The organism is Microbacterium sp. SS28 (genome assembly GCF_022761035.1).
GTDB lineage: Bacteria > Actinomycetota > Actinomycetes > Actinomycetales > Microbacteriaceae > Microbacterium.
In genome coordinates, this window is record NZ_JAKWJP010000004.1 from 148831 (window position 1) to 163946 (window position 15116).

At 68.8% G+C, this 15116-nt stretch carries 13 protein-coding genes; 3 read left to right on the plus strand and 10 right to left on the minus strand.

What is annotated here, in order from left to right; all coding sequences use genetic code 11:
- Positions 1 to 386: 386 nt before the first annotated feature.
- Genes rplI through rpsF form a run of 4 tightly spaced genes read right to left on the minus strand, consistent with a single transcriptional unit; the run spans position 387 to position 2027 of the window.
- Positions 387 to 839: a 50S ribosomal protein L9 gene (rplI, locus tag MJ607_RS12410; protein ID WP_243075908.1), complete on the minus strand. Its 453-nt coding sequence runs from the start codon at positions 837 to 839 to the stop codon at positions 387 to 389.
- A 10-nt stretch (positions 840 to 849) separates the two neighbouring features.
- Positions 850 to 1104 carry a 30S ribosomal protein S18 gene (gene rpsR / locus MJ607_RS12415; protein WP_005054609.1) on the minus strand — a complete coding sequence of 85 codons (255 nt, stop codon included), beginning with the start codon at positions 1102 to 1104 and terminating at the stop codon, positions 850 to 852.
- Between the two features lie 24 nt (positions 1105 to 1128).
- On the minus strand, positions 1129 to 1638 hold the full coding sequence (locus tag MJ607_RS12420; protein ID WP_243075909.1) for a single-stranded DNA-binding protein: 510 nt from the start codon (positions 1636 to 1638) through the stop codon (positions 1129 to 1131).
- A gap of 5 nt (positions 1639 to 1643) precedes the next feature.
- Positions 1644 to 2027 carry a 30S ribosomal protein S6 gene (gene rpsF / locus MJ607_RS12425; protein ID WP_243075910.1) on the minus strand — a complete coding sequence of 128 codons (384 nt, stop codon included), beginning with the start codon at positions 2025 to 2027 and terminating at the stop codon, positions 1644 to 1646.
- A 184-nt stretch (positions 2028 to 2211) separates the two neighbouring features.
- On the opposite strand from rpsF, the gene MJ607_RS12430 reads away from it, so the two are divergent.
- From MJ607_RS12430 to MJ607_RS12440, 3 genes are all read left to right on the plus strand, one after another.
- Positions 2212 to 3210 (plus strand): hypothetical protein, encoded by a 999-nt coding sequence (locus MJ607_RS12430; protein ID WP_243075911.1) that lies wholly within the window; start codon positions 2212 to 2214, stop codon positions 3208 to 3210.
- Complete coding sequence (locus tag MJ607_RS12435) at positions 3207 to 4427, plus strand: DUF3137 domain-containing protein (RefSeq protein ID WP_243075912.1); 1221 nt, start codon at positions 3207 to 3209, stop codon at positions 4425 to 4427. The genes MJ607_RS12430 and MJ607_RS12435 overlap by 4 nt, the downstream gene beginning before the upstream one ends.
- Before the next feature lie 202 nt (positions 4428 to 4629).
- Entirely contained in the window at positions 4630 to 6708 is a 2079-nt protein-coding gene (locus tag MJ607_RS12440; RefSeq protein WP_243075913.1) for an immune inhibitor A, read from the plus strand.
- A gap of 65 nt (positions 6709 to 6773) precedes the next feature.
- Here the strand turns inward: MJ607_RS12440 and MJ607_RS12445 are convergent, their stop codons facing one another.
- The 6 genes from MJ607_RS12445 to MJ607_RS12470 all read right to left on the minus strand — a co-directional run bounded on the left by MJ607_RS12445 (position 6774) and on the right by MJ607_RS12470 (position 15062).
- The gene (locus tag MJ607_RS12445; protein WP_243075914.1) at positions 6774 to 8468 is read right to left on the minus strand and encodes an ABC transporter ATP-binding protein; all 1695 of its coding nucleotides are present in this window, start codon (positions 8466 to 8468) and stop codon (positions 6774 to 6776) included.
- A complete protein-coding gene (locus tag MJ607_RS12450) occupies positions 8465 to 9454 on the minus strand; it encodes an ABC transporter permease (protein ID WP_243075915.1) in 990 nt (329 codons plus the stop codon). The genes MJ607_RS12445 and MJ607_RS12450 overlap by 4 nt, the downstream gene beginning before the upstream one ends.
- Complete coding sequence (locus MJ607_RS12455) at positions 9454 to 10530, minus strand: ABC transporter permease (protein ID WP_243075916.1); 1077 nt, start codon at positions 10528 to 10530, stop codon at positions 9454 to 9456. The genes MJ607_RS12450 and MJ607_RS12455 overlap by 1 nt, the downstream gene beginning before the upstream one ends.
- Before the next feature lie 83 nt (positions 10531 to 10613).
- On the minus strand, positions 10614 to 12251 hold the full coding sequence (locus MJ607_RS12460) for an ABC transporter substrate-binding protein (protein WP_243075917.1): 1638 nt from the start codon (positions 12249 to 12251) through the stop codon (positions 10614 to 10616).
- Positions 12252 to 12429: 178 nt separating this feature from the next.
- On the minus strand, positions 12430 to 14595 hold the full coding sequence (gene malQ, locus MJ607_RS12465) for a 4-alpha-glucanotransferase (RefSeq protein WP_243075918.1): 2166 nt from the start codon (positions 14593 to 14595) through the stop codon (positions 12430 to 12432).
- 68 nt (positions 14596 to 14663) lie between these two features.
- Positions 14664 to 15062: a DUF779 domain-containing protein gene (locus tag MJ607_RS12470; protein WP_243075919.1), complete on the minus strand. Its 399-nt coding sequence runs from the start codon at positions 15060 to 15062 to the stop codon at positions 14664 to 14666.
- Positions 15063 to 15116: the final 54 nt, after the last annotated feature.

Sequence of the window (15116 nt, forward strand, 5' to 3'; positions counted from 1 at the left end):
AGCAAATAGGTAGCCTGACCAGGGATTTGAGTTTCCACACCCTGTGGATGCAGATGTGGTTGAAGTCGGGCTTGAAGGTTGCGTCTGATAGGCGAGGTTGTGCACAGGTCGCGGCAGTCGATTCTCTCCGCGAGCGTCGAAACCTCTGGACAAGCCTGAGGCGCAGGAGTAGCTTCAGCTGTCGCTCATCACCCCCAGACGGCGTTCACCGGCGAACGTCCGCCCGCCCGGTGTTCGACGTCCGCCCGCCACGGCCTCCAGCGCCCTCCTGAGCCCCTTCCCGCACGCCTTCCGCCCACACATCGACCTCGAGAAACACGAATGCCGCGAACCCCGAAGGGTTCGCGGCATCCATGGTGCGTCAAGAGCACCAGCCGGGGGCTGGACTACTTGGCGGCGACCACCTGCAGCGTGATCACGGCGGTGAGGTCGTCACGAAGGCGGATCGTCGCCTCGTGCTCGCCCACCGACTTGATCGGAGAGGTGATGTGGATCTTACGCTTGTCGAGGTCGCCGAAGCCGGCGGCCTTCACAGCGTCGGCCACGTCGGCGGTCTTGACGGAGCCGAACAGGCGGCCCTCGGCGCCGGCCTTGACGGCCAGACGGACCTTGTTCGACTCGAGGGTGTCCTTGAGGGCCACGGCCTCTTCGTGGTCGTGGATCGCGCGCGACTCGCGGGCGGCGCGGATCGACGCCACCTGCTTCTCGCCACCGCGGGTCCACGCCACGGCGAAGCCCTGGGGGATGAGGTAGTTGCGGGCGAACCCGTTCTTGACCTCGACAACGTCACCGGCGCTTCCGAGCCCGGCGACCTCATTCGTGAGAATCAGCTTTGCCATTGGGTGCTCCTTAGCGGCCAGCGCCGGCGTAGGGCAGGAGCGCCATTTCGCGCGCGTTCTTGATCGCCTTGGCGATCAGACGCTGCTCCTGCACCGAGACACCGGTGATACGACGGGCGCGGATCTTCCCGCGCTCCGAGATGAACTTGCGAAGAGTGGCGACGTCCTTGTAGTCGATGACGCCGACACGGATCGCCTTTGCGGGGGCCGCGTTCTTCGCGCCCTTCCGCGGCTTGCGGCGGTCGCCGGTTGCCTTTCCAGCCATGGGTTTTCCTTAGATCAGTAAGAGTTAGAAGGGGGTGTCGTCGCCGTAGGACGTGCCGGGCGTGCTCCACGCGTCGGCCGAGCCGGAGCTCGACGCCGACCCGGGGGTCGACCAGGGCTCGTCGGCGACCTGCGGACGGGACTGCCCGCCGCCGCCACCACCGGAGCCGCCGGCAGCGCGCGTCACCTGAGCGGTGGCGTAGCGCAGCGAGGGTCCGATCTCGTCGACCTCGAGCTCGATGGAAGTGCGCTTCTCGCCTTCCTTCGTCTCGTAGGAGCGCTGCTTGAGGCGACCCGTCGCGATGACGCGCGAGCCCTTCGTGAGCGATCCTGCGACGTGCTCGGCGAACTCGCGCCACACGCTCGCGCGGAGGAACAGCGCTTCGCCGTCCTTCCACTCGTTCGCCGCACGGTCGAAGCTGCGCGGCGTCGACGCGATCGTGAAGTTCGCGACGGGGAGACCGTTCTGCGTGTAACGCAGTTCGGGATCAGCCGTGAGGTTGCCCACCACGGTGATGATCGTCTCGCCGGCCATCGTCGTTACGCGTCCTGCTTGGCAGGCTTGGCGGGACGGGCAGCCTTGCGGGCGGCCTTCTCTTCCGAGCGCTTCGCTTCGGCGGCGACCTGGGCGATCGCCTCTTCGGCACGCAGAACCTTGGTGCGCATGATCTGCTCGCTCAGGTTCAGCTGGCGGTCGAGCTCCTGCGTCGCGGCGCTGGTCGCCGTGAAGTTGACGACGGCGTAGATGCCTTCGGTCTTCTTCTGGATCTCGTAGGCCAGACGGCGCTTGCCCCAGATGTCGACCTTGTCGATCGAGCCACCATCGTTAGTGATGACCTTCAGGAACTTGTCGAGATTGGGAGCGACCTGTCGCTCGTCGATCTCAGGGTTGAGGATGACCATGAGTTCGTACTGGTGCGTCACTTACCCACCTCCTTCGGACTAGAACGGCTGCCGGGCATTTCCCGGCAGCAGGAGGGTGTGTTTTGCACGTGTCCGAGGCGTACGCGACGTGGGTCGCAGCCCGGACAACCCTCCTATGCTACCGGATGCCCCGGTCGAGCCCGAATCCGCACTCTCGCAGGCGGCCGCCGGTAGCGTGACAGGCATGGAATGGACAGCGGATGTCGCATTCGGCGAGTGGATCCGCGCGCGAGTGGACGATCCCTGGCGCGCGACGATGCACGACGTCGTCCCCCGCGGATTCGAGGCCTACGCCCGCATCTTCCACGCCGCAGACCGCGATCGCCCCGTCGGCCGGGCGTGGCCGCCCCTGCCGTATGGCGCGCATCAGGACGAGTGGGACGCCTTCCAGGCCGCCGCACCCGACATCGAGTCGGAGCGCATCTCGTGGGCCGAGTCCGCGACGGCGTTCGGCACGACGATGCACGCCCTCGCGCAGTGGGATCACCTCGTCGAGCGGTTCCGCGAGGTCGAAGGTGAGGACGGGCCTCGGGATGCCGCGGGCTGGCGCTACGGCCGACCCATGTGGGGGCAGCTCGCACCGGACGCCCTCGCGATCGTCGCCGGCATCCTCGCGGAGCACACCACGGCACCGGATGACGCGTACGCGGCCGTCTGGGAGGGCTGGGGCGGACTCGTCGGCGGCATGGGCCACGGACCGTCCCGCGTGCTCTTCACCCTCTCTTCCGGCGACACGCCCGCCGGCGACGCCCCGCAGCACGAGGACTTCCTCGCGCGCTCGGCGCAGGACCAGCTGAACAACGCGTTCCGCAAGCCGACCTGGCAGCCGGGGATCCTCTCGGACGACATCTCGCGCGGGCCGCGCCTCGAGCTCCCCGGCCGCGCGCACGTCGTCTTCCGCGGGAGCGTCCGGGAGTTCGCCGATCCGGAATGGGAGCACCGGATGCCGTGGGCCGATCACGCCGGGGAGGAGTTCGAGCGGGCGGCGACGGCCGAGTCGCCGAGCCTGCTCTGGCCCGCCGATCACGCGTGGGTGCTCGTGAGCGAGGTCGACTACGACTCCACGATCGTCGGAGGCTCCCCCGCCGCGATCCGTGCGCTGTGCGCCGACCCGCGCCTCGAGGCACTGCCGATCCCCGCCGGCGCATACCTCACGTGGGACGCCGACGAGGTCAATCGGTGAGCGACCCGCGCAGCGCGGGGGCCCTCCCCTTCGACGCGCGTCCGCTCGTCGACGCCGTCGATCGCCCCGCGGCCCGCGAGTTCGCGCGGCGCCTGCGGGCGCAGGGCCGCGTGACGGGCTGGGGATCGGCGACCACGATCGTGACGATCGTCGTGGTCGCGGTCATGGTGCTGGCGTTCGGCGGCACGTTCGTCTCGATCTTCGTCAGCATCCTCACGACGGTCTTCGCGAGCGGCGGCCAGGGAGCCTGGATCGGGACGCTCGTCCTGATCGTGCCGCTCGTCCTCTTCGGCGTCGTCGCGGCCGCGATCGTCGTCGGTGTGATCCGCGGCACGGCGGGGCAGTCCGAGCGCTGGTGGCGCCTGGACCGATTCGCGCGCGCGAACGCGATGTCGTACCTGCCGCACGTCGGGCAGCCCGCTCTGCCGGGGATGATCTTCGGCATCGGCAGCTCGCGCGCGGCGAGCGATGTCGTCCGCGGAGATCGGCCGAGGTTCGTCGAGTTCGCGAACTACCGGTATACGACCGGGTCCGGCAAGAACCGCACGACCCACGCGTGGGGTTACGTCGCCGTCAAGCTCGACGTGCCGCTGCCCAACATCGTGCTCGATGCGCGCGGCAACAACGCGATCTTCGGCACCAACCTGCCCGCGACGTTCGACGCCGACCAGCGCCTGCACCTGGAGGGCGACTTCGATGAGCACTTCGCCCTCTACTGCCCCGAAGGCTACGAGCGGGACGCGCTCTATCTCTTCACGCCCGACATCATGGCGCGGTTCATCGACCATGCCGCAGCGCTCGACGTCGAGATCGTCGACGACTGGCTCTTCCTCTACGCCAAGCGCGACTTCTCGACGCTCGACCCCGCGACCTGGGCGTGGCTCTTCTCGGTCGTCGCGGCGCTGCTCGACAAGCTCGCGCAATGGGGTCGCTGGCGGGACGAGCGCCTCGCCGAGGCGGCGGCGGATCCCGTCGCGGGGACGGCGATGGCCGCGGCCGGCGGAGCGGTGCGGGATGCGGCATCCGGAGCCCTCGTGGGCGGCGCCGCTGTGCCGTTCGCCGCCCCTGCAGGCCTGTTGCGTCCCCCGCCCGGCGTCGCTCCCCAGGGGCGCCGACTCACGCGCCGGGTGTCGTGGGTGTCGATCGCCCTGATGGTCGCGATCATCGTGTGGTGGATCGTGAGCCAGACAGGGATGCTCGGGCTCTTCTTCCGATAACCGCACACTCTTATATCGCGCGGAGTCGTGCGGCAGAAGTCCCTAGACCTGACGCGCTCTCAGTGATCTACTGGCCCAGGCGACGGACCAAGGACGGTCCGCCGCAGATCCGACTGGTCACGCCCGAGACCACGAGTCCCGCGCGAGGCACGACTCTGGAGGTATTCCCGTGGCACGATCTCGACGCCGGACAATCGGCGCGATGACAATCAGCGGCATAGCCGCTGTGGCGATGACACTCACCGCCGCCGCCCCCGCCCTGGCCGCTCCCGGCGACCCGACCATCACTCTGCCGATCAACGACAGCGCCGCCGGCGGCACGTACAGCCAGGACTTCACGCGCGTCTACGACGGCGTGACGCCCGACGGCACGCCCGTCTACATCTACGTCCCCAAGGACACACCGCTGGACGGCAGCGCTCCGGCCGGCGTGGCGAGCCTCGATCCCGCGTTCGACCATGACCCGGGCGACGACTTCACGCCGTGCGCCGACGCGACAGCGGCTGAGTTCACCATCACGCAGGCGCAGATCGACTACATGGGCGACCAGCTCGCGAACCACATCGTCGCGATCGACGAGGAGCACTACGGGCCCATGGGCGACGCCGTCCCCGGTGACGACTCGACCGACGCGCTCGTCATGGTCGTCTACAACGTGCAGGACGACGCGTACTACGACTGCGCCGAGACGAGCTACACGGCGGGATACTTCGCACCCGACTTCCTCGAGGACCCGGGCATGAACGTCATCGTCATCGACGCGCTCGACTGGGCCAACCGCGTCGGCCCCGCCGATTCGCCGTGGAACGACGGCGACGCGACGAACGACCGCCCGACGCTCTATGAAGGCGTCATCGCGCACGAGCTCGAGCACCTGCTGCACAACTACAGCGACCCGGGTGAGCTCTCGTGGGTCGACGAGGGCCTCGCGGACTTCGCCGTCTTCCTCAACGGCTACGACGTCGGAGGCTCGCACCTGTCGAACCATCAGGTGTTCTACGCCGACACGTCCCTCACGAGGTGGGGCGGATCGCTCGCGAACTACGGCGCCGCGTACACCTTCTTCCAGTACGTCTGGGAGCAGGCGGGCGGCAACGGCGACGGCACGTACACGCCGGACTTCGAGTACGACGGGGCCGGCGGCGATCTGCTCATCAAGCTGATCTTCCAGAACCAGGCCGACGGCATGGACGGCGTCCAGGCCGCGATCGATCAATTCAACGCCCAGACCGGCGCGAACCTGCGCTCGGCGAAGACGATCTACCAGGACTGGGCCGTCGCGGTCTACCTCGACGACGAGGGCTCGAGCCTCTGGGACATCAAGGCCGTCGACTTCGGCAACCCCGCTGACACGCGCTGGACGATGGACATCGCCGACAACGACTTCTGGGGCGGCCGCGGCAGCAACCAGGGTGCGCAGCCGGACGCGAAGTGGAACAAGCGCTCCAACGGCCAGGTTCCCGTCGCCGTCCCGTACGGCATCCAGGTCGAGCGCTTCCGCAACCCGGGCCCGAACGTGACGGTCTCGCTCGACGGCGACGACTCGACGGTGATCGCACCCCACACGGGTGAGACGCACTGGTATGCCGGGTATCAGAGCCAGTTCGACAGCATCCTGAATCTGGATGTCGCGGCCGGCGTCACGTCGCTGGACTTCTGGACGTGGCACTTCATCGAGGAGGGCTGGGACTACGGATTCGTCGAGGCGCTCGTCGGCGGCGAATGGGTCACTGTCCCGCTCGTCGACGACGCGGGCACCACGGTGACCTCGAACGACGATCCTCACGGCGGCAACCCCACGGGCAACGGCCTGACGGGAACCTCGGGCGGCGCGTACTTCATCGACGACCCGGAGTACATCCACCTCACGGCGCAGCTGCCCGCAGGGGCCACGGACGTCCGGTTCCGCTACTCGACCGACGCCGCGTACCTCGACACGGGATGGTTCGTCGACGACGTCATGGTCAACGGCGCCGCGGCGACTGTCTCGGCCGACAGCGACTGGTACGAGACGACCGGCGAGCAGAACAACAACTGGACGCTCCAGGTCATCTCGACGTGCGACCTCACGCCGGGCGTCGTCTCGCCCTTCGAGATCACGGACGGCCAGGGCAACTACGTCTACCGGCTCGAGGGTGACGCGATCACGCAGGGCGGGTTCAACACGAAGTGCGCGAACGGCAAGAACCGCGACTTCGCGACCCTCGTGTCGAACCTCCCGACGGGTGACCTCACGTTCCTCGACGCCGGCTATGCGCTGACGGTGAAGAACAAGAAGTAGGCACACCGCACAAGGAAGGAGCCCCGGGTGATCCGTCACCGGGGGCTCCTTCTCTGCGCGGATCGTCAGACCGGGCGCGTCGCCTGCCATACGGCGCGGCGCGCGGCCTGCTCGACGGGGTCGGGCACGGGCAGCGACGCCAGCAGGCGCTTCGTGTAGTCGTCCTTCGGTGTCGTCAGCACCTGCACCGTCGTCCCCTGCTCGCGGATCTCGCCCTGACGCAGCACGATCACACGGTCGGCGACCTCGTCGACGACCGCGAGGTCGTGGCTGATGAACAGCGACGCGAAGCCGAACTCGCGCTGCAGCTCGGCGAACAGCTCGAGCACGCGCGCCTGGACCGACACGTCGAGCGCGCTCGTCGGCTCGTCCGCGATGAGCAGCTTCGGGTTCAGGGCCAGGGCGCGCGCAAGCGAGGCGCGCTGCCGCTGGCCGCCCGACAGCTCGTGCGGATAGCGGTCGCCGTACGAGGTCGGCAGGTGCACGGCATCCAACAGCTCATCGACGCGCTTGCGGGCCGCCTGCGCCGACAGACCCCGCCGATGCACGACGAGCGGCTCGGCGATGCACTCCGCGATCGTGAGGAGCGGGTTGAAGCTCGTCGCGGGGTCCTGGAAGACGAAGCCGACGTCGGGACGGATCCTCGCGAGCTGCCGCGGCTTGACGCCCTTCATCTCGAGGCCGAGCACTTCGAGCGATCCTCCGAGAACTTCGGTCAGGCCCACCATGGCGCGGCCGATCGTCGTCTTGCCCGAGCCGGACTCGCCGACGAGGCCCAGCACTTCGCCGGGCCCGATCCAGAAGTCGACGCCCTTGACCGCGATGACGCCCGCAGCGCCGAAGCGTCCCGGGTAGCCGATCTGCACCTTCTGCGCCACGACGAGCGATCCCGCGGGCGGCTCGGTCGGGGCAGGGGTCGCGGGATTCTGGGTCGAGCTCTTTCCTCGTCCGACGTGCGGGACGGCCGCGAGCAGCTGCTTCGTGTACTCCTGCTGCGGGTTCGCGAAGAGTTCGTGGACGGGCGCCTGCTCGACGATGTCCCCGCGGTACATCACGATGACGCGGTCGGCGAGGTCGGCGACGACTCCCATGTTGTGCGTGATGAGCACGATCGTCGCGCCGAAGTCGTCGCGGCACGCGCGCAGCAGCTCGAGGATCTCGGCCTGCACCGTGACGTCGAGGGCGGTCGTGGGCTCGTCGGCGATGATGAGCTTCGCGTCGAGCACGAGCGCCATCGCGATGACGACGCGCTGCTTCTGGCCGCCTGAGAACTGGTGCGGGTAGTCGTCGACGCGCTTCTCGGGATCCGGGATGCCGACCTTCCGGAGGATGTCGACGGCCCTGGCCTTCGCCTCAGCCTTCGACAGCCGCTCGTGGGCCTGCAGACCCTCGGCGATCTGGAACCCGACCGTGAAGACGGGGTTGAGCGCGGTCGAGGGCTCCTGGAACACCATCGCGGCATCCCGTCCGCGCATCTCCTGCAGCTGCGCGTGCGACGCGTGCACGACGTCGGTCTCGCCGCCGTCGCGTCCCCGGATGACGACGGCGCCGGAGAGCGTCGCCGTCTCGGGCAGGAGCCCCAGAAGCGTGTTCGCCGTGACGGTCTTGCCCGAGCCGGACTCGCCGACGATCGCGAGCACTTCCCCCGAGTGCGCCTCGAGGCTGATGCCCGTGACGGCCCGAACGGGGTCGCCGTCGGTCGCGAACGTGACCCGCAGATCGCGGACGCTCGCGACGGCGGTGTCATCGACGGTGGTCATACTGCACCTCCTGCACGGCGACGGCGGCGCAGCCGCGGATCGCTCAGATCGTTGATGCTCTCGCCGACGAGAGTGATGCCGAGCACGACGACCACGATCGCTATGCCTGGCGGGATGGCCGTCCACCAGATGCCGCTCGAGACATCCGCGACGGAGCGCCCGAGGTCGTAGCCCCACTCGGCCGCGGCGGTCGCCTCGATGCCGAACCCGAGGAAGCCGAGACCTGCGAGAGTCAGGAGCGCCTCGGACGCGTTGAGCGTCACGATGACCGGGATGGAGCGGGTCGAGTTGCGCAGCACGTGGCGCGTCAGGATGCGGTAGGTCGGAACGCCGATGACCCGCGCCGACTCGACGAACGGCTCGGCCTTGATGCGCACGACCTCGGCGCGGATGACGCGGAAGTACTGCGGCACGAAGACTACCGTGATGGCGAGCGCCGTCGAGATGATCCCGCCCCACAGTGTCGACTGTCCGCGCGAGATGGCGATCGCGAGCACGATCGCGAGGAGCAGTGAGGGAAGGGCGTAGATGGCGTCCGCGATGACGACGAGGACGCGATCGAGCCACCCTCCGAAGTAGCCGCTCACGAGACCGAGGAAGATCCCGAGGAAGATCGAGAAAAGAACGGCGAACAGGATGACGAACAGGGCGGTCTGCGCACCCCAGATCACGCGTGAGTAGACGTCGAAGCCGCCCACGGTCGTGCCCCAGATGTTGACGGGGTTCGGCGGCATCTGCGTTCCGAACGACACACCGTCCACGCCGCGCTGCGCCCAGCCGAACGGTGCGATCCATTGTGCGAACGCGGCGACCACGACGAAGACGACCGAGAGGACGATTCCGAACAGGAGCATTCCGCGCTGGAGGCCCACACTCTGGCGCAGATGGGAGATGACCGGAATGCGGTCGAGGAGCGGCACCTTGCGGGGTGAGACCGCCTGCGGAGCGGCATCCGTCGCCTGCGAAGGTGAGTTGTCTGCGGACATCAGTACCTCACGCGCGGGTCGATGACGGCGGCGATGATGTCGACGAGGAAGTTCGTGAAGGCGACGATGATCGCGATCATGATGATGATGCCCTGCACGGCGACGAAGTCGCGGGCCTTGATGTACTCCGAGAGCATGAAGCCGATGCCCCTCCACTCGAACGATTTCTCGGTGAGGACCGCACCCGAGAGGAGCAGGGCGATCTGCAGTCCCATGACGGTGACGATCGGTATGAGCGCCGGTCGGTACGCGTGCTTCGTGAGGAGCCGGTATTCGTTGACGCCGCGCGAGCGGGCCGATGTGACGTACTGCGAACCGAGGGTGCCGATGACGTTCGTGCGCACGAGGCGCAGGAAGATCCCGGCGGTGAGCAGTCCGAGCGCGAGACCCGGGAGCACCGCATGCCACAGGACATCGGTGACGGCGGCGGGGCTGCCGAGCCGGATCGCGTCGATGAGGTAGATGCCGGTGGGACTCTCGAGGCCCTGCAGGCGAAGCTCCGTGCGCGTCGACGCGCGGCCCGCGACGGGAAGCCAGCCGAGCCACACCGAGAAGACGAGCTTCAAGACGATCGCGACGAAGAAGATCGGCGTCGCGTAGAAGAGGATCGCGCCGAACCGGAGCAGGGCGTCCGGCACTCGGTCGCGCTTCGCCGCAGCGAGGATCCCCAGTGGGATGCCGACCGCGAACGCCACGACGAGTGCGTAGAAGGCGAGTTCGAGCGTCGCCGAGCCGTATGTCAGGAGGATCACGCCGACGGGACGGTTGTCGGTGATGGTCGTGCCGAAGTCACCGCGGAAGACCCCCGCGAGGTACTCGAAGTACTGGATGATCACGGGCCGGTCGTAGCCGGCTGCCGCGATGCGCTCCGCCAGCTGATCGGGCGGGAGACGCCCGCCGAGCGCGAAAGTGATGGGGTCACCCGTGAAGCGGGTGAGGAAGAAGACCACCGTGACGACGATGATCACGGTCGGGATGATGAGGAAGAACCTCACCAGGATGTAGCGCCACATCCCGCCGCTCTTGGGAGAGACGAGCGGGGATGAGGCGACTCCTGCATCGGTCACTGTGACCATGGAGAACCTTCGGGCTTAGGGCACGAACCGGGGTCCGGTCGGCGGGACGAACCCGTCGGCCGGACCCCGGCACGCACTGACTGCTACTTGTGGATCGGCGCGTAGCGGAACTTGAACGACCCGTCGAGGGTCGTTCCCTCGACAGCCGCGCCCACGACGGCGATCTGCGCACCCTGGAGCATCGGCAGCGTCGAGAGGTCGGCCGCGACGAGATCCTGGATCTGGCCGAGGTCCTCCTCGCGGGTTGCGGCGTCGGTCTCCGTCAGCTGCGTCGAGATGAGGTCCTGCACCTCGGTGTTCTCGTAGTGGTTCGCGAGGAAGTTGTCCGCGGCGAAGAACGGACGCAGGTAGTTGTCGGCATCCGAGTAGTCCGGGAACCAGCCCAGCTGGTACTCGGGGTACGCGTCGGCGACGCGGTCCTTCGAGTACTGCCCCCACTCGGTCTGCGCGAGGTTCACCGTGAACAGGCCGGTCTCCTCGAGCTGCGACTTGATCGCGGCGTACTCGTCACCCGACGAGGGGCCATAACGGTCGCCCGCGTACTGGAGGTTGAGGGTCACGGGCGTCGCGACTCCCGCCTCCTCGAGGCGTGCCGCAGCCTTGTCGGCGTCGGGGCCGCCGTTGCCGTCGCCGTAGAGGCCCTTGAGGGCCTCGTTCGCGCCCGTGAGCCCCTGCGGGACGTAGGAGTAGAGCGGCGTGTAGGTGCCCTTGAAGACGTCCTTCGAGATCGCCTCGCGGTCGATCAGGTCGGCCGCCGCCTGGCGGACGGCGAGCGACTTGGCGGCGTCGGCCTCGGGGGTCGTCGCGCCGAACGGCATCGTGTCGAAGTTGAAGACGATGTAGCGGATCTCTCCACCGGGCCCGTCGACGATCTTGACGGCGTCGTTCGTGGACAGGTCGTCGATGTCGGTCGCCGAGAAGCTGCGGAATGCCACGTCGATGTCACCGCCCTCGACATCGAGCTTCATGTTGGAGGCGTCGGTGTAGTACTTGACCGTGACGCCGGCGTTCTCCGCCGCACCGAGGTTGCCCTGGTAGTCGGCGTACGGCGAGTACGAGATGAGCTCGTTGACCTTGTACGAGTCGATGACGTACTGGCCCGCGAAGGGCTTGCCCGCGACGATGTCGGCGTCGGCCGTGACGCTGTCGGCCGAGAAGACGTCCTCGTCGACGATCGGGGCGGCGGGGCTCGAGAGGATCTGCTCCCACGTCTGGTCGTTGCCGCTCTTGAGCGTGAAGACGACTGTCGTGTCATCCACGGCCTCGGTGCTCTCGAGGTTGCCGAGCAGCGACGAGGGACCGTTCTCGTCCGCGATGGCGGTCTGACGATCGAAGCTGAACTTGACGTCCGACGCGGTCAGGTCGTTGCCGTTCGCGAACTTCAGACCCTCCTTGAGCTTCACCGTGTACTCCGTCGGCGAGGTGAACTCAGCCGACTCGGCGATGTCGGGGGTGACCTCAGCGGTCCCGTAGACGCTGTTGAGGAGGAACGGGTAGATCTGGTTCATGACCGCGAACGAGCCGTTGTCGTACGAACCCGCGGGGTCGATGGACGTGATGGTCTCCGTCGTGCCGACGATGAGCGGCTCGCCCGATGCGTCGCCGCCGTCGTCGGTGGTGTCTCCCCCGCCGCCGGCGCATCCGGCGAGGAGGAGTGCCGAGGCCCCGAGGGCCCCGATGGCGAGACCGAGACGGCCGCGCCCGCTGTGGTGCAGTGACATAGTGCTACCTCTGCTGTGAAAGGGGTCGACCGCACCCAGGTGGCGCGGTCCTCGGGATATCCTCACCCCGCACCAGGCAAAGGGCAATCGAGTGAACGATTCGTAACGAGACTGCAATCCAGCGAAAGTGGCACGGGATGCCGCATCCGCCGTGCGACATGCTCGGCGCGGACGTCGATCAGCCCAGCGGATTGCGCAGTGCGCGGCTCACGGCCGCCGTGAGCGAGACGAACCGCTCGTTGGCGGCGAGGTCCTCGATGAGGATGCACGCGCCGTCCGGGCCCGCGAGCGGCACCTGCCAGTTCGGGTACTCCCGGTGCGTCCCGGGCTGGTTCTGCACACGCCGCTCGCCGACGGCGTCGACGAGCCCGACGCCGAGCAGGAGCGAGGGCGACGCCGTCAGCAGCACGTGGAGGGCCTCGACGACCTCCTGTTCCGTGGCATCCGCTCCGATGAGTCCACGCTCGCGCAGGACCTGCAGCATCCGGTCGCGCTCGGCGATCGCCTCGGCGCGGACTTCTTCGAGAGGCTGCGTGAGCAGACCGAGGCGCGCGCGCAGATCGACGTGCTCGAGCGCGAGGTAGCCCGCCGTCGGCGGCAGGTCGTGCGTGTTGACGGTCGCGAGCACCGCCTCGCGGTAGTGCTCGGGCGGGCGGAACGACTCTCCCTCGTACTCGAACCACAGCACCGACGTGCCCAGCACGCCCCGCGACGAGAGGTAGTCGCGCACCCAGGGCTCGACGTTGCCGAGGTCCTCGCCGATGACGACCGCGCCGGCCCGCTCGGCCTCGAGCGCGAGCACGCCGATCATCGCCTCGTGGTCGTAGCGGACGTAGGTGCCTGTCGTAGGCCCCTGACCGGCGGGGATCCACCACAGCCGGAACAGGCCGATGACGTGGTCGATGCGCAACGCTCCCGCGTGCCGCAGGAGGTTGCGGATCATGTCGCGCAGCGCCGCATACCCGGTCGCCGCGAGCGCCGGCGGAAGCCATGGCGGCTGGCTCCAGTCCTGGCCCTGCTGGTTGTACATGTCGGGCGGGGCCCCGACGCGGATTCCCGGCGCGTAGAGATCGCGCAGGGACCAGGCATCCGATCCCTTCGGATCGACGCCGACGGCGAGATCGTGCATGACGCCGATGCTCATGCCCGCCTCGCGCGCCGCGCGGTGCGCCGCCTGCGCCTGCTCGTCGGCGACCCACTGCAGCCACGTGTGGAACGCGATGCGGTCGGCGAGCTGTGCGCGCAGCTGCGCGACGAGCGGAGAGCGGATGTCGCGCGCCTCGTCGGGCCGCGTCGTGCCCGCGGGCAGTCCCGCGTAGTGCTCCTCGAGCGCGCACCACAGGGCGAAGTCCTCGAGCGCCGTGCCGCCCGCCGCGGTGAAGGCGTCGAGCGCGTGCTGGCGTGCCGCCGTGCGCGGCGCGGCGTGGACGATCTCGAGGGCCGCGAGCTTCGCGGTCCACGCGAGGTCGCGGTCGACGCGCTCGGCATCGGTGTCGGTCGCAGCGGCGGGCGCCTTCGCGGCGGCGAGGAGCGCGCGGTCGGCGGCGCTCAGGTACGACGCCTCGCGGATGTCTTCGGGGCGCACATAGAGAGGAGCGATGAACCGCCGCGTCGCGGGAAGGTACGGCGACGGCTCGATGGGCGTCGTGACCTCGGCGGCGTGGATGGGGTTGACGAGCAGGAAGTCCGCGCCGTGTTCCGCCGCGACGGTCGCGAGGTCGCCGAGGTCGGCGAAGTCGCCGATGCCCCACGATTCCCGCGAGCGCACGGAGTAGAGCTGAGCCATGAGCCCCCACGCGCGGTCGCCCGCGCCCCGGCGGGTCGGCGGCGGAGAGATGCGGTCGGGCGTGACGACGAGCGTCGCCTGCCCCGCGCGCGAAGGCACGCCGTGCCGATGCTCGCCCGCGCGCAGCAGGTGCCAGCCGAGCGGCAGATCCGGAGGGAGCGGCACCCGCACGCGCCACACCCGGCGGCCGTCGATCGTGCGGGACTCCGGTTCTTGATCAGGGATCGGGATGCTGCGCCGCGAACCATCCTCGAGGGTCACGGCGATCTCGACGTCGCAGCCGTCGGCGACGTGCACGAGCACCTCGCCCGCACCGCGCCGCACGACGGCGGACGGCGGCAGGAGGCTGCGCCAGGGCGCCTCGTCGGCCGCGGCGAGCGCCGCCGCGGCCGAGGGCTCGTCCTCGGCATCGATCCCCATGGCATGCAGGATCAAGCGCAGCGTCGTCGCGGGCACATGCACCCGGTCGCCGAAGAACGACCAATACTCGGTCGCGATGCCGTGTGCGTCTGCGAGCGCTGTGAGCGTCGGCGTGGGACTGTCGTCGTTCGCGGTCATCGGGACCCCCCGTCACCACGATCCTTGCAGGGGGAGGGAGGCCGCGGCTACCGCGTGCCTTGGGCCGGTCAGTCGGCGGGTCCCAGCCCGAAGTGCTCGAGCTCGGGCGGCGTGAGCATGCGGCTGCGGATGATGAAGCGCCGGCCCGTCGGACCCTCGACGCTGAAGCCCGCGCCGCGGCCCGGGACGACGTCGATCGTGAGGTGCGTGTACTTCCAGTACTCGAACTGCGACTCCGAGATGAAGACGTCGATGACCGCGCCCAGGCCGACGTCGAGCGCGCCGAGATGCACGTCGCTCGGGCCCGTGAGGAACATGCCGACGGGGTAGCACATGGGGGCGCTGCCGTCGCAGCATCCACCGGACTGGTGGAACATGAGCGGCCCGTGCTGCGTCGTGAGCTCGCACAGCAGCGCGGCCGCGGCATCCGTCACCGCGACTCTGGAGTGCGTCGTCGTCTCTGTCATCGTCGTTCCTTCTGTCGCTCGCGCCCCGCCCGACGACCGTCAAGGGGACCCGGT